At 72.1% G+C, this 18206-nt stretch carries 16 protein-coding genes; 6 read left to right on the top strand and 10 right to left on the bottom strand.

What is annotated here, in order from left to right:
* Positions 1–65: 65 nt before the first annotated feature.
* The 6 genes from rpsI to AB0B14_RS07110 all read right to left on the bottom strand — a co-directional run bounded on the left by rpsI (position 66) and on the right by AB0B14_RS07110 (position 4077).
* Positions 66–551, bottom strand: a complete 486-nt coding sequence (gene rpsI / locus AB0B14_RS07135) for a 30S ribosomal protein S9 (RefSeq protein ID WP_357078783.1) — start codon at positions 549–551, stop codon at positions 66–68.
* Positions 552–571: 20 nt separating this feature from the next.
* Positions 572–1015 (bottom strand): 50S ribosomal protein L13, encoded by a 444-nt coding sequence (gene rplM / locus AB0B14_RS07130; RefSeq protein WP_053653864.1) that lies wholly within the window; start codon positions 1013–1015, stop codon positions 572–574.
* Between the two features lie 209 nt (positions 1016–1224).
* Positions 1225–2607: a nitrate/nitrite transporter gene (locus AB0B14_RS07125; RefSeq protein ID WP_357078779.1), complete on the bottom strand. Its 1383-nt coding sequence runs from the start codon at positions 2605–2607 to the stop codon at positions 1225–1227.
* Positions 2608–2750: 143 nt separating this feature from the next.
* Positions 2751–3044, bottom strand: coding sequence for a hypothetical protein (locus AB0B14_RS07120; protein ID WP_354823974.1), 294 nt, complete (start codon positions 3042–3044; stop codon positions 2751–2753).
* Positions 3034–3291 carry a DUF6364 family protein gene (locus AB0B14_RS07115; protein WP_088950199.1) on the bottom strand — a complete coding sequence of 86 codons (258 nt, stop codon included), beginning with the start codon at positions 3289–3291 and terminating at the stop codon, positions 3034–3036. Before AB0B14_RS07115 ends, AB0B14_RS07120 begins: the two co-directional genes overlap by 11 nt.
* A 90-nt stretch (positions 3292–3381) precedes the next feature.
* Entirely contained in the window at positions 3382–4077 is a 696-nt protein-coding gene (locus AB0B14_RS07110) for a class I SAM-dependent methyltransferase (protein ID WP_357521772.1), read from the bottom strand.
* A gap of 238 nt (positions 4078–4315) precedes the next feature.
* Between AB0B14_RS07110 and AB0B14_RS07105 the strand changes: the two genes are divergently transcribed.
* From AB0B14_RS07105 to AB0B14_RS07085, 5 genes are read left to right on the top strand one after another with little or no spacing between them, the layout of a single operon-like run.
* Complete coding sequence (locus AB0B14_RS07105; RefSeq protein ID WP_357078771.1) at positions 4316–6451, top strand: molybdopterin oxidoreductase family protein; 2136 nt, start codon at positions 4316–4318, stop codon at positions 6449–6451.
* A complete protein-coding gene (locus tag AB0B14_RS07100; RefSeq protein WP_357078768.1) occupies positions 6448–7887 on the top strand; it encodes an FAD-dependent oxidoreductase in 1440 nt (479 codons plus the stop codon). The genes AB0B14_RS07105 and AB0B14_RS07100 overlap by 4 nt, the downstream gene beginning before the upstream one ends.
* The gene (gene nirB, locus AB0B14_RS07095) at positions 7884–10421 is read left to right on the top strand and encodes a nitrite reductase large subunit NirB (RefSeq protein WP_357078765.1); all 2538 of its coding nucleotides are present in this window, start codon (positions 7884–7886) and stop codon (positions 10419–10421) included. The genes AB0B14_RS07100 and nirB overlap by 4 nt, the downstream gene beginning before the upstream one ends.
* Positions 10418–10765, top strand: a complete 348-nt coding sequence (gene nirD / locus AB0B14_RS07090; RefSeq protein WP_357521770.1) for a nitrite reductase small subunit NirD — start codon at positions 10418–10420, stop codon at positions 10763–10765. The genes nirB and nirD overlap by 4 nt, the downstream gene beginning before the upstream one ends.
* On the top strand, positions 10765–11853 hold the full coding sequence (locus AB0B14_RS07085; protein WP_357078759.1) for a uroporphyrinogen-III synthase: 1089 nt from the start codon (positions 10765–10767) through the stop codon (positions 11851–11853). Before nirD ends, AB0B14_RS07085 begins: the two co-directional genes overlap by 1 nt.
* 49 nt (positions 11854–11902) lie before the next feature.
* On the opposite strand, the gene AB0B14_RS07080 is transcribed toward AB0B14_RS07085, so the two are convergent.
* The 4 genes from AB0B14_RS07080 to AB0B14_RS07065 form a co-directional block, all read right to left on the bottom strand.
* Positions 11903–12526: an ATP/GTP-binding protein gene (locus AB0B14_RS07080; protein ID WP_184178649.1), complete on the bottom strand. Its 624-nt coding sequence runs from the start codon at positions 12524–12526 to the stop codon at positions 11903–11905.
* Complete coding sequence (locus AB0B14_RS07075; RefSeq protein ID WP_007465174.1) at positions 12507–12872, bottom strand: DUF742 domain-containing protein; 366 nt, start codon at positions 12870–12872, stop codon at positions 12507–12509. Before AB0B14_RS07075 ends, AB0B14_RS07080 begins: the two co-directional genes overlap by 20 nt.
* Positions 12873–12961: 89 nt before the next feature.
* Positions 12962–13369 carry a roadblock/LC7 domain-containing protein gene (locus AB0B14_RS07070; RefSeq protein WP_007465177.1) on the bottom strand — a complete coding sequence of 136 codons (408 nt, stop codon included), beginning with the start codon at positions 13367–13369 and terminating at the stop codon, positions 12962–12964.
* Positions 13366–16485, bottom strand: a complete 3120-nt coding sequence (locus tag AB0B14_RS07065) for a sensor histidine kinase (protein ID WP_357078756.1) — start codon at positions 16483–16485, stop codon at positions 13366–13368. Before AB0B14_RS07065 ends, AB0B14_RS07070 begins: the two co-directional genes overlap by 4 nt.
* Before the next feature lie 444 nt (positions 16486–16929).
* On the opposite strand from AB0B14_RS07065, the gene AB0B14_RS07060 reads away from it, so the two are divergent.
* On the top strand, positions 16930–18108 hold the full coding sequence (locus AB0B14_RS07060; RefSeq protein ID WP_357078753.1) for an ABC transporter substrate-binding protein: 1179 nt from the start codon (positions 16930–16932) through the stop codon (positions 18106–18108).
* Positions 18109–18206 lie beyond the last annotated feature (98 nt).

Raw genomic sequence — 18206 nt, 5'->3', positions numbered from 1 at the left:
TGCCTCCCCCGAATCGGGGGGAGGCGAACCGGCCGTCCGTCAGAAGTACAACGCGCTGGAAAAGATCAGCGCTTCGAGTACTGGGGAGCCTTACGGGCCTTCTTGAGGCCGTACTTCTTGCTCTCCTTGACCCGGGCGTCCCGGGTGAGGAAGCCGGCCTTCTTCAGGGCCGGGCGGTCATCGGGCTCGTTGACGATCAGCGCGCGGGCGATGCCCAGCCGCAACGCACCGGCCTGGCCGGTGGTGCCGCCGCCCCGCAGGTTGGCGATGATGTCGAACTGCTCGAGCTTCTCGGCGGTGACCAGCGGGTCCTTGATGAGCTGCTGGTGCACCTTGCTCGGGAAGTACGCCTCGAGGTCCTGGCCGTTGCAGGTGATCTTGCCGGTGCCCGGGACGATACGGACCCGGACGATGGCCTCCTTGCGGCGGCCCACGGTCTGGATCGGCCGGTCACCACGAGGCGCGCGGGCGACGGGCGCGGGCGCCTCGGTGGCCTCAGGGGCCTCAGGGGCTTCCTGGGCAACCTCGGGCTCGGTGGTGATGTCGGTCATGCTGCTTCCTTCGCCCGCGCTCACTGCGCGATCTGCTTGATCTCGAACGGCACCGGCTGCTGCGCGAGGTGCGGGTGCTCGGCACCGGCGTACACCTTCAGCTTCTTGATCAGCTGACGGCCGAGCTTGTTGTGCGGGAGCATCCCCTTCACAGCCAGCTCGATGGCCCGCTCGGGGCGCTTGGTCAGCAGCTCGTCGTAGCCGATCTGCTTCAGACCACCCGGGTAACCGGAGTGGCGGTAAGCAACCTTGGTCTGGCGCTTGTTGCCGGTCAACGCAACCTTGCCCGCGTTCACGATGACGACAAAGTCGCCCGTGTCGACGTGCGGCGCGAAAGTCGGCTTGTGCTTACCACGCAGCAACGTGGCGGCGTGGGTGGCCAGGCGGCCCAGCACGACATCAGAGGCGTCGATGACGTGCCACTGACGCTCGATCTCACCCGGCTTCGGGCTGTACGTACGCACAGGTCTACCTTGTCTCGTCGTCGGTCTGGGGTCGCGCGCCGAGGTGACCAGATCTTGCAGGCCGGACCAGCGCGCACGAACGACCAAGCGTACCTGATAGGGCACGCCTCTGGATGTCGTACAACAGCAGGCAACGATACCCGGCGCGGTGTCCGCAGGTCAAAACGGGGGTGCGGTGCCGCCCGGCGACTCGCCGAGGGTGGCCCAGCTCACACGCTGGCGAGCCGGTCGGCACCCGGACGACGGTAGACGACCCAGGTGACCGCGAAGCACAGCGCGTACCAGCCGATGAAGGCCACGTAGGCGGCGTCGGCGTTGCCGGAGCCGAGGAACGACTGGCGGAACGCGATGTTGACGAGCACCCCACCGGAGGCGCCGATCGCACCCGCGATGCCGATCAACGCGCCGGTCATCCGCCGCGCCCAACGAGCGGCGTCCTCCGGATCGCGCCGGCCGTCGGCCACCGACTCCGCCGCCCGGGCCCGGAAGATCGCCGGGATCATCTTGTAGGTGGAGCCGTTGCCGATGCCGGAGAAGACGAAGAGGGCGAGGAACCCGGCCAGGTAGAGCCCGAACGACTGCTCCCGGGCCGCGTACAGGACGGTGCCCGCGCCGGCGGCCATCGCCACGAAGTTCCAGAAGGTCACCCGGGAGCCGCCCAACCGGTCGGCGAGGTGCCCGCCCAGCGGCCGGATCAGCGAGCCGATCAGCGGGCCGAGAAAGGTCAGCCAGGCCGCGTCGACCGGGGTGGGGAACCGCTCGGCGAACTGGAGTTGGAGCACCTGACCGAAGGCGAACCCGAACCCGATGAACGAGCCGAAGGTGCCGATGTAGAGCAGCGACATGACCCAGGTGTGCGGGTCGCGGGCCGCCTCGCGCAGCGCGCCCGGCTCGTTGCGCGCCCCGGGCACGGTGTCCAACCAGCGGGTCGCGGCCAGCGCGGCCAGCACGATCAGCGGCAGGTAGACCGCCGGGACCAACCGGGGGTACGCGGCACCGGCGGTGGCGAGGACCGCCAGCCCGACCAACTGCACCGCGGGTACGCCGAGGTTGCCACCCCCGGCGTTGAGCCCGAGGGCCCGGCCCTTGAGTCGCTGCGGGTAGAACAGGTTGATGTTCGCCATCGAGGAGGCGAAGTTGCCGCCACCGACGCCGGTGAGGCAGGCGAGCACCATCAGGGTGGTGTAGGACACCCCGGGCTCCAGCAACACCGTCATCGGCACCGTGGGCACCAGCAGCAGCAGGGCGCTGATGGTCGTCCAACGCCGCCCGCCGAACCGGGCCACCGCCAGCGTGTAGGGCAGCCGCAACACCGCCCCCAGTGCCGCCGGGATGGCGGTGAGCAGGAACTTCCCGGCCGGGTCGATGCCGTACGCGGGGCCGAGGAAGAGCACCGTCACCGACCAGAGGCTCCACACCGAGAAGCCGACGTGCTCGGCGAAGATCGAGACCCAGAGGTTGCGCCGGGCGATCGGCGCGCCGGTCGTCTGCCAGAAGTCGGGGTCCTCGGGACGCCAGTCGTCGAGCCGCCGCCCGCGCGCGGTGGCGGCCGGCGGCGCGGCGGTGACTGCGGTGCTGGTGAGCGTGCTCACGGCGGCTCCTTCTCGTCGATGTGACGAGGAGAAACGCTAGGAACGCCTGATTACCTGGCAGTGCCCGTCCTGGGTCGGCCCGGAAACAGGGACCGCACGACGGGCCGGTGGCGATGGTGAGCGCGTGCCGCCCGGGCGCGCGGTCAGAGTTGTTGGAGGATGCGCAGCGCGCGGCCGACCCGGAGCATGGTGTCGGTGTCGGCGACGTCCACGCAGTCGGTGAACCACTTCTTCATCGGCGATGATATGCGGTCGGGCATCACCACGTACCGGCCCATCGCCACGGCGAGCGGCGAGTCGCGCAGCAGCGACTCCTCGACCACCTCGACCACGATCACGATGGGCACGTCTGTGGAGTTGTAGACGTCCGAGCTGATCACGAGGCCGAGGCGTTCCCGGGCGCCCTCGATGCGCCAGACCTCTCCCCTACGCAGCACGCGGTCGTCCGCCGGAGAGCAGGTCGTTGACCATGCCCACCTCGCGGGCGTCGGCGAGTGCGGCGGACTCCAGGTCCAGGCCGGCGCGGCCCACGGCGGCGGCGTGCGCGGTGAAGACCTCGCGCAGCGCCTTCTCGCGGGCGGCCTGGTCCATCCAGGCGGAGAGCGACAGCCCCTCGCGCTTGGCGAACCGCCGCGCCTCCTCGATCGTCTCGTCGGTAAACGACAGAGTCACCTTGGCAGTCATGCCGCTGAGACTACCCAGCGGTATGACCGTCAGTCATCCCCGTGGGGCACACACCCACCTTCGGCGTCGAAACGCCCATTCCGGCTCAGGTCACCGGGCCCGACCGCCGAACACCGCGAAGCGCCACTCCTTGAAGTAACAGTCGACGTCGACCAGGCCGGCCTCGGCGAGCCACCGGCACTGGTCGGTGACGGTCGCCGGCAGGTCGTGCCGCATCCGCCCCCGGGAGCCGGCGATCTCCTCGGGGGACGCGCCCAGCTCGGCGATCCGTTCCATCCACACCTCGTCGTAGCGCCGCTCCAGCTCCGGGGTCGGCCCGGCGACCTGCTCGGCGTTGACGAACACCCCGCCCGGTGCCAGCGCGTTGGCGGCCCGCCGGTAGAGCGCCTGCTTGCCGGCGTCGTCCAGGTGGTGGATCGCCAGCGCGCTGACCACCGCGTCGTACCGGCCCGGCGGCAGCTCGCCGGACAGGTCGGCCAGCACGGACCGGTGCGGCACGTCCCGGTCGCGCAGCTGCTCGGTGGCGCGCGCGAGCATCGCCGGCGCTCCGTCCACCAGGGTCAGCCGGACTCCGGGCACCGCCGCGGCGAGCAGCAGCGAGAGCAGGCCGGTGCCGGCGCCCAGATCCAACACCTCCGGGGTACGCCCGGCGGCGAGCGCGGCGCGCAGCGGTGGAGCGGCCACCTGGACGGCGGTGCCGTAGAAGGCGTCGAAGCAGGGAATCAGTCGCCGGCGCTCCTCGTCGTAGGTGCCGGCCACCGCGTCGAAGACGTCCACCACACCCATCGCACACTCCCATTTAATGAGACGATTTTCCCACATGGTAAGCGAGACGAGCGGGACAAGCACCGCACTGCCCGCTGCGTGGGACGTGGGCGGCTCGGGCCACGGATGGCGAACGGCAGGTCGGCCGACACCACCCATCCGCCACGCCCGCTGCCCCGGTGCGGTGTGAGCCCCACTTGACAGGACCGAAACAGAAGGGACCCGGACTGGAAACGGCCTGGCGGCACGCTTTGCCGACATGACAGACGGTGCACGGTCGGCAACTCGACCGGGGTCCACACCCCGGCAGGTGGCGACGCACTGTCCGTACTGCGCGCTTCAGTGCGGGATGGTGCTACGCGAGGACGACACCGGGGTGACGGTCCATCCCCGCCAGTTCCCCACCAACCGGGGCGGGCTCTGCCAGAAGGGCTGGACCTCCGCCGAGTTGCTCGACCACCCGGAGCGGCTGACCACCCCCCTGGTGCGCGACCCCGCCACCGGTGCGCTGCACCCGGCAAGCTGGGACGTCGCCCTCGATCGGGTCGTCGCGGGCATCCGCGCGGTGCAGGACAATGCCGGCCGGGACGCGGTCGCCGTCTTCGGCGGCGGCGGCCTGACCAACGAGAAGGCGTACGCGTTGGGGAAGTTCGCCCGGATCGGGCTCCGCACCCGGCACATCGACTACAACGGACGGTTCTGCATGTCCTCGGCGGCAGCCGCCGGGATGCGCGCCTTCGGCATCGACCGAGGGCTGCCGTTCCCGCTCTCCGACCTGGGCCGGGCCGACACCTTGCTGCTGGTCGGCGCGAACCCGGCGGAGACCATGCCGCCGCTCGTGCGCTGGCTCACCGAGCAGCGCGGCAACGGGGGTCAACTGATCGTCGTCGACCCCCGGGTCACCGCCACCGCCCGCCAGGCCGACCTGCACCTGCAACCACTGCCCGGCACCGATCTCGCGGTGGCCAACGCACTGCTGCACATCGCCCTCACCGAGGGTTGGATCGACCGGGAGTACGTGGCCGAACGCACCTCCGGGTTCGAGGCGGTCCGCCGCAGCGTCGCCGCCTGGTGGCCGGCCCGCGCCGAACAACTCTCCGGGGTGCCGGTGGCCGACCTGGAGGCGACCGCCCGGGCGCTGGGCACCGGCGGTCGAGTGATCATCCTGACCGCCCGTGGTGCCGAGCAGCACGCCAAGGGCGTGGACACCGTCAGCGCGTACGTCAATCTCGCCCTCGCCCTCGGTCTGCCCGGTCGCGACGGCTCGGGTTATGGCTGTCTCACCGGCCAGGGCAACGGCCAGGGTGGGCGGGAGCACGGGCAGAAGGCCGACCAACTCCCCGGCTACCGGAAGATCGACGACCCGGTGGCCCGCGAGCACGTGGCGGGCGTCTGGGGAGTGCCGGCCGACGAGCTGCCCGGTCCTGGTGTGCCGGCCTACCAACTGCTCGACTCACTCGGCACACCGGCCGGCCCCCGGGCGTTGCTGGTGTTCGGCTCGAACCCGGTGATCTCCGCCCCCCGGGCGGCACGGATCGAGAGCCGGCTGCGCGACCTCGACCTGCTGGTCGTCGCGGACCTGCTGCTCTCCGAGACGGCCGCGCTCGCGGACGTGGTGCTGCCCACGGCGCAGTGGGCCGAGGAGGACGGCACCATGACCAACCTGGAGGGTCGGGTGCTGCGTCGGCGCGCGCTCCGCCCGCCCCCGCCGGACGTCCGGACCGACCTGGCCATCATCTCCGACCTCGCGGCCCGGCTGGCGTCCGCCGAAGCAACGGACACCGACGTCGCGGCGACGCGGTTCCCCGCCGATCCGGCCGCCGTCTTCGCCGAGTTGCGCCGCGCCTCGGCCGGCGGGGCCGCCGACTACGCCGGCATCAGCTGGGCCCGGATCGACGCCGACGACGGCGTCTACTGGCCCTGCCCGACCGAGGACGGGCCGGACACGCCGCGGCTCTTCGCCGACCGGTTCGCCACCCCGGACGGCCGAGCCCGGTTCCACCCCGTCGACCACCGGCCCGCCGCCGAGGAGGTCAGCGCCGCGTACCCACTGCACTTCACCACCGGCCGCGTGCTGGCGCAGTACCAGTCCGGCACCCAGACCCGCCGGGTGGCCGCGCTACGCCGCGCTGCCGGTGAGGCATTCGTCGAGCTGCACCCCGACCTGGCCGCCCGGTTGGGCGTCGACGACGGAGACCCGGTGCGGGTCACCTCGCGCCGAGGCGAGTTGTGCGCCCCGGCCCGACTCAGCGCCGGGATCCGACCGGACACGGTGTTCGCCCCGTTCCACTACGCGGGGGCCGGGCGAGCCAACTCGGTGACCAACGACGCGGTCGACCCGATCTCCGGGATGCCCGAGTTCAAGATCTGCGCGGTCCGGGTGGAGAAGGCATGACCGCCCGGGTGGTGATCGTCGGCAACGGGATGGCGGGTGCCCGCCTCGCCGGAGAGCTGCACGCCCGGGAGGGCGACCGGAAGGTCACCGTGCTCGGGGCGGAGCCGCACCGGGCGTACAACCGGATCATGCTCTCCACCCTGCTGGCCGGCCGGGTCGACGAGCCGGACGTGGAGCTGACCGAGGCCGCCGGGCACGGCATCGACCTGCGCACCGGCGTACCGGTGACCGGAGTCGACAGGTCCGCCCGGGAGGTCCATACCGCCGACGGCGAACGCATCGGCTACGACCACCTGGTGCTGGCCACCGGGGCGCGGGCGGTGGTGCCGCCACTGCCCGGCCTCGACCCGGCCGACCTGCCGGAGCGGGTGGTCCCCTTCCGTACCCTGGACGACTGCCGACGGATCCTCGCCGCGGCGGACGGCGCCCGCAGCGCGCTGGTGCTCGGTGGTGGCCTGCTCGGGTTGGAGGCCGCCCGCGGCCTCGCCGCCCGCGGGCTGACCACGACCGTGGTGCACCCACGCGGGCACCTGATGGAACGGCAGCTCGACCCGGCGGCCGGTGCGGTGCTCGCCGGCACGCTCGCCGGTCTCGGCGTCACCATCCAGCTGGCGGTGCCGGCGATCGGCGTGGCCGCGGACGCCACCGGCGTCCGCCTCGACCTGGCCGACGGTCGGACGCTGCACGCCGACCTGCTGGTGCTCTCCTGCGGCGTCCGCCCGGACACCGCCCTGGCGCAGGCGGCCGGGTTGAGCGTCGGCCGGGGCGTGATCGTGGACGACCGGCTCCGCACCAGCGACCGGTCCATCTCGGCGATCGGCGACTGCGCCGAGCACGACGGCGTGCTCACCGGGCTTGTCGCACCCGCCTGGGCCCAGGCCCGGGTGCTCGCCGACGTGCTCACCGGGACCGACCCGCTGGCCCGCTACCGACCCCGGCCGGTGGTGACCCGGCTCAAGGCCGCCGGGATCGACCTGGCGTCGATGGGTGACCCGGTGGGCGGCGGGCCGGGTGAGGAGCTGACCTTCGCCGACCCGAGCCGGGGCACGTACGCCCGGTTGCGCATCCAGGACGAGCGGCTGGTCGGGGCGATCCTGCTCGGCGACAACCCGGCCGTCGGCACGGTGATCCAACTCTTCGACCGCGGCCACCCGGTGCCGACCGACCGGCGGGCACTCCTGCTGGGCCGGGCACTCGGCACGGTTGGCGCGACACCGGCCGCGACTCCGGCACTGATGCCGGACGGGGCCACGGTCTGTCAGTGCAACTCGGTGAGCAAGGGCGCTCTGGTGCGCAGTTGGCGTTCCGGGGCCCGCACGGTCGACGCGGTGACGGCCGCGACCCGGGCCGGCACCGGATGCGGCGGTTGCCGCGACGCGGTGGGCGGCATCGTCGACTGGCTCAGCCAGGCGGAATCGGTGGAGGTGACGCGATGAACGGCGGCGAACTGGTCGTCATCGGCAACGGCATGGTCGGGCAGCGGTTCGTCGACGCGCTGCGCGCCCGGGACCCGCAGGGGCACTGGCGCGTGACCGTGCTGGCCGAGGAGGGGCGTCCGGCGTACGACCGGGTGCGGCTCTCGGCGTACTTCGACGGGGTGAGCGAGGACGAGCTCAACGTGCACACCCCGCACGAGGGGGTGCGGCTGCGCCTCGGTGAGCCGGTCACCGCCCTCGACCGGGAGCGGCAGGTGGTGACCACCGCCGTGGGCGAGTACCGCTACGACGCGCTGGTGTTGGCCACCGGGTCGTACCCGTTCGTGCCGCCGGTGCCCGGGGCCGACCTGCCCGGCGTCTTCGTCTACCGGACCCTGGACGACCTGGCCGCGATCCGGGAGTACGCGCGGGGCCGGCGGGTCGGCGCGGTGATCGGCGGTGGGCTGCTCGGTCTGGAGGCGGCGAACGCCCTGCGGCTGCTCGGTCTGAGCACCGACGTGGTCGAGTTCGCGCCCCGGTTGATGCCCGTACAGGTGGACCAGGCCGGCGGTGCGATGCTCCGCCGCTACGTCGACGACCTGGGCGTGCGAACCCATCTCGGAGTGGCCACCACGGCGATCCGGCCCGGCCCGGACGGCGCGGTCGCCGCCCTGGAACTCTCCGACGGCAACGCGGTCGACGCCGAGCTGGTGGTGGTGGCCGCCGGCATCCGGCCACGCGACGAGCTGGCCCGGACGTCCGGTCTGCCGGTGGGTCCGCGCGGTGGGGTGCTCGTCGACGAGACGTGCCGCAGCGCCGACGAGCGGATCTGGGCGGTCGGTGAGTGCGCGGCAGTCGACGGCACCTGCCACGGCCTGGTCGCGCCGGGGTACGCGACGGCCGAGGTGGTGGCCGACCGGCTGGTCGGTGGCGCGGCGACCTTCCCGGGCGCGGACACCGCCACCAAGCTCAAGCTGCTCGGCGTCGACGTGGCCTCGTTCGGTGACGCCCACGGCACGACCCCGGGCTGCCTGGACGTCACGTTCACTGACCCGGCCACCCGGGTCTACGCGAAGCTGGTCCTCTCCGACGACGCGCACACCCTGCTCGGTGGGGTGTTGGTCGGCGATGCCAGCGCGTACCCGACGCTGCGAGCCAGCGTGGGCGGTCCACTGCCGGCCGCGCCACTGGCGTTGCTCGCCCCGGAGGGCGGTGGCGCGGACGCCGGCGCGTTGCCCGCCGCCGCCCAGGTCTGCTCCTGCAACGCGGTGACCCGCGGCGACGTGGACGCCGCCATCGCCGACGGTTGCGCCGACGTGCCGGCGTTGAAGGCGTGCACCAGGGCCGGCACCAGTTGCGGGTCCTGTGTGCCGATGCTCAAGCAGCTGCTGGACGCGGCCGGGGTGGTGCAGTCCAGTGCCCTCTGCGAGCATTTCGACGTCAGCCGACGGGAGCTGTTCGAGATCGTCCGCGTGCGCGGCATCCGCACCTTCTCCCAGCTCATCGCCGAGCACGGGCAGGGGCGCGGCTGCGACATCTGCAAGCCGGTGGTGGCGTCGATCCTCGCGTCGCTGGGCACCGGGCACGTGCTCGACGGTGAGCAGGCGTCGTTGCAGGACACCAACGACCACTTCCTGGCCAACCTGCAACGCGACGGCAGCTACTCGGTGGTGCCCCGAATCCCGGGCGGCGAGATCACCCCGGAGAAGCTGATCGTGATCGGCGAGGTCGCCCGGGACTTCCAGCTCTACACGAAGATCACCGGCGGGCAGCGGATCGACCTGTTCGGTGCGCGGGTGGAGCAGTTGCCGCAGATCTGGCGGCGGCTGGTGGACGCCGGTTTCGAGTCCGGCCACGCGTACGGCAAGGCGCTGCGCACGGTGAAGTCCTGCGTGGGCGAGACCTGGTGCCGGTACGGGGTGCAGGACTCGGTGGGACTGGCCGTCGCGTTGGAGCTGCGCTATCGGGGGCTGCGCGCCCCGCACAAGCTCAAGTCCGCGGTCTCCGGTTGCGCCCGCGAGTGCGCGGAGGCACGCAGCAAGGACTTCGGCATCATCGCCACCGAGACCGGCTGGAATCTCTACGTCGGTGGCAACGGCGGCTTCCGGCCCCGGCACGCAGACCTGTTCGCCACTGACTTGTCCACCGAGGCGCTGATCACGCTTATCGACAGGTTTTTGATCTACTACATCCGCACCGCCGACCGGCTGCAACGCACCGCCGGCTGGATCGAGGCGATGGACGGCGGCCTGGACCACCTGCGCGCCGTGATCGTGGACGACTCGCTGGGGCTCTGCGCCGAGCTGGACGCGGCGATGGCCCGGCACGTGGCGACGTACTCCGACGAGTGGCGCGACGTGCTCGACGACCCGGATCGGCTGCGCCGCTACACCTCCTTCGTCAACGCCCCCGACGTGCCCGACCCGTCGATCACCTTCGGCCGGGAACGCGGCCAGCCGGTGCCCGTACACGACCACCCCCCGACCGGATCCGAGCCGATCGACGGGCACCGTCGGCAACCGGTCACCCTCGGCCTACCGGAGGTACGGCGATGACCCAGACCATCACGCTGCCCTGGACCACCGTCTGTCCCCTCGACCGGTTGGACCCGGATCGGGGCGCCGCCGCCCTGGTCGACGGGGTGCAGGTCGCCCTCTTCCGAACCACCGACGGGCTGTTCGCGATCGACAACCGCGACCCGGTCTCCGGGGCGTACGTGCTGTCCCGGGGCATCGTCGGCAGCCGCGGCGGAGTACCGACGGTCGCCTCACCGCTGCACAAGCAGGTGTACGACCTGCGCAGCGGGGACTGCCTCGACCTGCCGGGGGTTACCGTGCGGCGGCACGACGTGCGCTGCCGCGACGGGCTGGTCGAGGTGCGGCTGCGACAGGAGGGTTGATGCGGGAAGAATTGGCGGGCTTCACCATCGGGGTGACCGCCGACCGGCGGCGCGACGAGTTGGCGGCGCTGCTCGAACGGCGGGGTGCGCGGGTGGTGCTCGCCCCGGCACTGCGGATCGTGCCGCTGTCCGACGACACCGAGCTGCGCGAGGCGACCCGCGCCTGCCTCGACCAACCGCCGGACATCCTGATGGCCAACACCGGCATCGGCATGCGCGGGTGGCTGGAGGCGGCCGAGGGCTGGGGGCTGGCCGAGCCGCTGCGTTCGGTGCTGGCCAACTCGTACGTGGTGGCCCGGGGCCCGAAGGCGCGCGGCGCGATTCGTGCGGCCGGTTTGCACGACCAGTGGTCACCAGCCTCGGAGAGCTGCGAGGAGGTCGTCGACCACCTGCGCCGACGCGGCGTGGCCGGGCAGGTGGTCGCCATGCAGCTGCACGGTGAGCGGCAGCCCGAGTGCACTCTCGCGTTGGAGGCGGCCGGCGCCACGGTGATCGAGGTGCCGGTCTACCGCTGGGCCCCGCCGACCGACCCGGCGCCGCTGCACCGGTTGATCGACCTGATCACCAGCCGGTTGGTGGACGCGGTGACGTTCACCTCGGCACCCGCGGTCGAGGCACTCCTGCGCGCGGCCGGGGACCGTACCGACGCGGTGGTGTCCGCGTTCCGCGGTGACGTCCTGGCCAGTTGCGTCGGCGCGGTGACCGCCGAGCCGCTGCTGCGCTACGGGGTGCCGGTGAGCGCGCCGGGCCGGGCTCGACTGGGGGCTCTGGTGCGGACCATCGTCGACGAGCTGCCCCGCCGGACCATGACGTTCAAGGCCGGCGGGCACCTGCTCACGCTGCGCGGGCACGCCGCCGTGATCGACGGCGAGTTGCGGCCGCTCGCCCCCGCCCCGATGGCGGTGCTGCGGGCGCTGGCCCAGTCCCCCGGCCGGGTGCTGTCCCGCACGGCGCTGCTACGGACGCTGCCCCGGGGCGCGGACGAGCATGCCGTGGAGATGGCGGTGGCCCGCCTCCGGGCTGGCCTGCGCGCGCCGCGCGTGGTGCAGACAATCGTGAAGCGCGGCTACCGGCTCCGCGTCGACTAGCGCGCGTCTGTCACGGCCGGCCGGTGGGTGCCGGCCGTGACGCCACGCGTCAGCCGACCGGCGTGGGGAAGCCTCGCCCGTGCTCCGCCTGGAGGCGCAGCATGGCGTGCTCGACGACAGTCACCAACACCTGCTTGACCGAGTCCCGGTGCCGGGCGTCGGTCATCACCAGCGGCACCTGCGGCGAGATGGCCAGCGCCTCGCGGACCTCCTCCAGCTCGTACTGGGGAGCACCGTCGAACCGGTTCAGCGCCACCACGTACGGCAGGTTGCGGTTCTCGAAGTAGTCCAGCGGGGCGAACGCGTCGGTGATCCGGCGGGTGTCGACCAGCACGGCGGCACCCACCGCACCTCGGATGATCTCGTCCCACATGAACCAGAACCGGGTCTGACCGGGTGTACCGAAGAGGTACAGGATCAGGTCCTGGGCCATGGTGATCCGGCCGAAGTCCATGGCGACCGTGGTGGTCTCCTTGCCCGGCACCTTGGACGGGTCGTCGATGCCGACACCCGCCGCGGTCATCAACGCCTCGGTGGTCAGCGGTGTGATCTCGGAGATCGCCCCGACCAGTGTTGTCTTGCCGACGCCGAAGCCGCCCGCGACGACGATCTTAGCGGAGACGATTCCCCGGCCTGGCCGCCCCCCAGCGGGGTCATAGCCTGCGAAGTCCACTTAGCACCCTTCCAAGCAGTTCCATCCGCTCCTCGAACCCCTCGGCGGGAGCAGCAGTGTGTAACGTCAGCAGGCTCTCGGCCACCATGTCGGCGACCAACACCCGGGCGACGCCCAGCGGCATCCGGGTGTACGCGGCGATCTCCGCCAGCGACTGTGCTCGGCCCTCACAGACCGTGGCGATGCGGTGCTTGTCATGCCCGGCGAAGCGGGACTCGGCAACCTGGGTGGGAGACGCGGTGAGGACTGCCTCGAGGGCGATGTCCTGCCGAGGCTCGGTACGACCCCGGGTGACCGCGTACGGACGCACCAGCGCGCCACGCGGGTCAGCGCGCCGTTGGTCCATCCCCGATCACCTCCTCGTCCCCTGCGGAGCCGCTGTGTGCCGCCTCCCGTTCCTGACTCGGCGCGCGGCCGAGCGCCTTCTTCTCGGTGCTACGAGCGCACCGCGTCGCGCGGCAGCGGCACCAGCGCGGCACCCACCCGCTCGACCAGCAGCGCCATCTCGTAACCCACCTGGCCCACGTCGCAGCTGCGCGCGGCCAGCACGGCCATCGACGACCCGTCGCTGATCGACATCAGGAAGAGGTATCCGCTGTCCATCTCGATGACTGTCTGCAACACCCCGCCCGCGCTGAACATCCGGGCAGCGCCCTCGGTCAGGCTCACCACGCCGGAGGTGATCGCGGCGAGCTGGTCGGCCCGGTCCCCCGGTAGATCCCGGGAGGACGCGAGCAGCAGCCCGTCGGCGGACACCGCCACCACGTGGGCGATGCCCGCCACGCTGTCGGCGAAGTTGGTGAGCAGCCAACCCATGTCCTGCATGGCAGCTGGCCTGTTCATCGGCTCTCCTTGGTCGAGGTGCTGTTCAGGTCCGTTCCGGCCGTCCGACCACGTTGTACACCGCGGTGGTAGGCCGACAACAGACCGCGTACTTCATCGGGGGTCCGCCGGCTGCGGTCCCGGCCGCTCTTCGGTTCGATGCCACCCGGCACGAGCTGCGCCTGCGGCACCCGCTTGGGCAGCCCGGAGCGGGTGGTCCCGGCGGGGGCCGGCTCGGCGGCCCGGCTGGCCCGGGACCAGCCCTCGTCCGCCGCCGTCCGCCAGGCATCCGGGTCCACGGGGGGCGCGGTAGGCGTGGCGGGAGCGGCCGGTGCCGGCCGGGCTGCCGGCGGCGGCGCGTACGACGGCGGGGTGCCGAACCCGCCGGTGGTCGCGCTGCCACGGCCCCCGGTGCCCGGCGTGGTGGTGCCGTCGGTGTTGGAGCTGCCCGGGGTGCGGGTCGGCAGGGGCGGTCGGGCCGGTGCCGTGGTCGGCGCGGACGCGGCACTCGGCTGGCCGCTGCTGCCCGTGCGCATGCCGGCGTCGGCCGGGGCGGCGGGCGCTGGCGGCTCGTCGAACGAGGGCCGGGTGAAGATCGCGGTGGCGTCGTCGCCGTGCGACCGGAACCAGACCGCCTCCATCTCCCGGAAGATCGGCGCCTCGGCCGGGAAGTCGGGCCGGTTGGTGACCGGTGCGGCGGGCACCGACGGCGCGGGCGGCGGTGCCACCGCGCCGGCGCCGGCGACCGGGCCGACCGGCAGACCCGGGGCGCCGCGCCCGTCCGCCGCCTCCGCGGTCGCGCCGCGTCGGGGCAGCGGATCGATGGTCGGGTAGGCCACGGTCGGGCCGCCCGCCGAGGCACCCGCGCCGGTGCCGAACGCGGGCCGCGCCGGCGGGAGCGGGGCGACGGGTGTCGGGGCGGCCGGTGCCGGCGAGCGGGTAGCGCCGAAGCCACCCGCCTGTACGGCCGGGGTGGTGTCCCGCGAGTCCAGCGGGGACTGCCACTGGGCCGGAGCCGGCGTGTTGGTGCGCCACTGGTCGGGCAGGGTCGCCGCCGCGGTCGCGGCACCGGCGTACTGCTCGCGGTGACCGGCCGGGGTGAGCGGCGTCTGCTCCACGGCCATCGGCTGACGCGGCCGGGTGAGCACCTGGTCGCGGCCCCGGCTGCTGGGCAGCACCACGGTGGTGGCGGGCAACGTCACCTGGGCGACGGTGCCGCCCTCGACGTTGCGACGCAGCTCCACGCGGATGCCGTAGCGGGAGGCGAGCCGACTGACCACGGCCAGACCCATCAGCCGGAACGCGGCGACGTCGACGCTCGGCGGGGCCGCCAGCCGGCGGTTGAGCGAGTCGAGCTGCTCGTCGGTGAGGCCGAGCCCACGGTCCTCGATCTGGATCAGCACGTAGTCGCGGATCCGGCGCCCGTCGGCGACCACGGTGGTGTTCGGCGGTGAGAAGCGGGTGGCGTTGTCGAGCAGTTCGGCGACGAGGCGTACCACGTCGTTGACGGCGTGCGCGGCCACCGAGATGTCGGTGTCCACCGTGCCGAACTCGATGCGGTTGTAGAGCTCCACCTCGGACTGGGCGGCGCGCAGCACGTCCACGACAAGCGCGTCGTCGCGGCGCGGCACGGCGGAGTCGGCGCCGGCCAGGACCAGCAGGTTCTCGTCGTTGCGGCGCATTCGGGTGGCCAGGTGGTCCAGCTCGAAGAGCTGCGCGAGCCGCTTCGGGTCCTCCTCGCCGCGCTCGATCGCGTCCAGCTCGCCGATCATCCGGTCGACCAGGGTCTGACTACGACGTGCCAGGTTGAGGAACATCGCCGAGACGCTGGTCCGCAACGCGGCCTGCTCGGCGGCGACCCGCACCGCCTCGCGGTGGACGACGTTGAAGGCCAACGCCACCTGACCGACCTCGTCGCGGGTGTTGAGCTGGATCGGGTCGCGCACCTGGCGGACGATCTCCTCCACTCCGCCGTCGCCCACGCTGCCCATGGTCTGCAGCCGCCGCACCGCGTCGGGCAGGTCGTGGTTGGCCACCGAGAGGGCACCCTCACGGAGCCGGCGCAGCGAGTGGTTGAGCGAGCGGGCCAGCACCACGGCCAGCGACACGGCGATGATCAGGGTCAGCAGCACCAGGATCGACTCGATCGCGGCCTGCCGGATGACGTCCGAGCGGGCCTGGTCGGCCTGCTGGAGCAGCCGGTCCTGCAGTTGGATCTCGGCCCAGCGCATCAGGTCGTTGACGGCGCCGATGGCGGCGGTGGCGTCCTGCGCGGTGACCAGCGGGCGCTGCCCGACCGACCGGGTGATGTCGTTGGCGACCCGGTCGGCCAGGCCGACCGCGTCACCGGAGACGGTGCTGTCGACCAGGGCGCGCTGCACCGGGTCGGCGGCCAGGGAGAAGGCGACCAGGGCCTCCTGCTGACTGGTCAGCGTGGCCACGAAGGAGGAGAACTGCTCCGAGTCGAGTTGGCCCGCCGTCAGCGCGGTGAAGGCGACCGCCTCCTCCTCGGCGACGGAGGCCTTGGCGCGGGCGAACGCGGAGACCGCGCGGCGGCTGTCCGACAGGCTCTCGTCGCCGGGCAGCTGGGCCAGGCCGTCACCGTAGGCGACCAGGTCGGTGAGGATGACCCCGTAGCGGAGCACCGCCTCGGCGACCGCCATCTGCCGGCGGTCCAGCACCTTCTGGCGGGTGCCGTCCAGAGTGGCGAGGTGGTCGTCGATGGTGGCCAGCCGGTCCCGCAGGGCCGCCGGCACCTCGCCGATCCGGCCCCGCTCGGCGCGGTACTCGTCCACCTTCTGTTGCGTCTGGCGGACCCGCAGGTTGTACGCGTCGGCCGGCTGCTGCGGGGTGGCCAGGTAGGCCGCCGCGGCCATCCGCTCGGCCTGGAGGTCCTGGGTGAGCGCGCTGACGTCGATGGAGAGCGCCGTCAGTGACCGGGCTCGGGTGGCGTCGAAGGCACCCTCGCCAACGGAGATCAGCCGGACCGTGGCCAGCGCGATCACCGCCGCCACCGGGACGACCAGGATCAGCGCCAGCTTGGACCGGATCCGGGCGTCGCGCAGTCGCGGCATCCGCCGGCGGGTGGGCCGTGCGCTGTCGCCGAGCGCGGGCAGGGTCGTCGGTCCGGTGCTCACGACATCGCCTCCGTCGTTTCTTCCCCACCTGACCCGCCGAGCCATGCCGTAAGCGGAGGGGACCACGCGCGGCACGGCCGCGATTTCATCAGAGAAGATCCTGTTTGGGAAGCCGCAGTGAGGTAGGAAACGGTCGGACGGAGCGCATCCCGTGATCCGGGCAACTGATACCTTCATTTCCGCAAGCCCCTGAACAGGGCATGTAACTCCTGAGTGGTCACGCGTGTATGCAAAGTGAGCTTTTGCAAACATTGCGTTACCCCAGCATGTGGGATGGCCGTCCCGAAAGTGCTGCCGGGGTCCGCGCTTGACCACAGCGCCGGCCATTGGCAAGGTTTTGCAGGCTTCGCGCACACCGTACGGCAGAGGAGATCCCGTCTTCCACTGAGGACGGATTAGCGGCGGTGACCGGGCAGCGCCCGCGCCCGCACCTGGAGGACTGAGTTGAGCCCCATCCGCTCCGCGACCATCGCGGCGCTCGCATCGGCCGTAGTGGCCACCACGCTCACCGGCTGCCAGTTCGGCGGGGCGGAGCAGGACACGAGTCCGATCGTGATCGCTGCCGACCTCGAACTCTCCGGCGCCGCCGCCCCCGTCGGGCGGGCATACCAGCGCGCGCTGGAACTCAAGAGGGACCAGTTGAACTCCTCCGGAGCACTGAACAACCGGAAGATCGAGCTGAAGGTGAAGGACAACCGTTCCGACCCGGCCGAGTCACTTCGCAACATCGTCGACTTGAGCGGCGATTCTCGGGTCAGCGCCATCATCATGGGTGGCTGTAACGAATGCGCGGTCGGTGCGGTTGGGACCATCAACGAGAAGCGGATTCCCACCATTGCGCTCGCCGCTTCCGGCGCCATCGCCAGCCCGGCGGCGGAACGGCGCTTCGTGTTCAAGCTCGGCCCCAACGCCCCGGACAGCGCTGCCGCGCTGACCACGGAACTGCGTCGCAACAACATCCGCAAGGTGGGTGCGCTCTTCAGCGACGACGACTACGGCCGGGAGGGCGCGGCCGCACTCCGGAGTGAGTTGGTCAAGGCCAACATCACGCTCCGCGAGCAGCGGGCCAAGACCACCGACACCGACGTCAGCCAGCAGATCCAACAGCTCACGGCGACCAAGCTCGACGCGCTGGTCTTCTGGACGCCGCCGGAGCAGGCGACACTGGCCGCCACAAGCGCTCAGCAGACCACCTTCCGCGGGTCCCTCTTCTTTGACGCGGGTGCGGCCGGTGACCTCTTCCTCGGTGCGGCGGCCAGGGCGACCGAGCGGGCCACGCTGATCTTCACCCAGACGATGGTGATCGACGACGTGATCGCGACGACCCCGGCCAAGGCGGCGCGGCGGCAGTGGTTCCAGGACTACACCGCACGCTACGGCGGGTACAACGGGTCCTCGTCCTTCGCGGCGGACGCCATCCAGCTGATCGCCGACGCGGAACTTCGCGCCGGCGGGGAGGCCGGGAAGGTGAACCGTACCGGCATTCGGGACGTGCTCGAAACGTCCCAGATGGACGGCCTGTCGGGCCCGATCCGAATGACGCCGGACAACCACAGCGGTCTGATGCCGCAGGCGCTCACCACGCTGGTGGCCCGCAACGGCCGCTGGCGCCTGGCGGGATAACAGGCCGCGGTAATTCAGAAACCGCGACGTCACGGAAACCGAGTCGATCGAGAAAGGGCCGGCCTCCCGATGGGGGCCGGCCCTTCGCGTTTCCTGTG

The sequence above is a fragment of the Micromonospora sp. NPDC049171 genome (assembly GCF_040648275.1).
Taxonomy (GTDB): domain Bacteria; phylum Actinomycetota; class Actinomycetes; order Mycobacteriales; family Micromonosporaceae; genus Micromonospora.
Note: the sequence above shows the minus strand (reverse complement) of the source record. Positions and strands in the feature narration are given on the sequence as shown.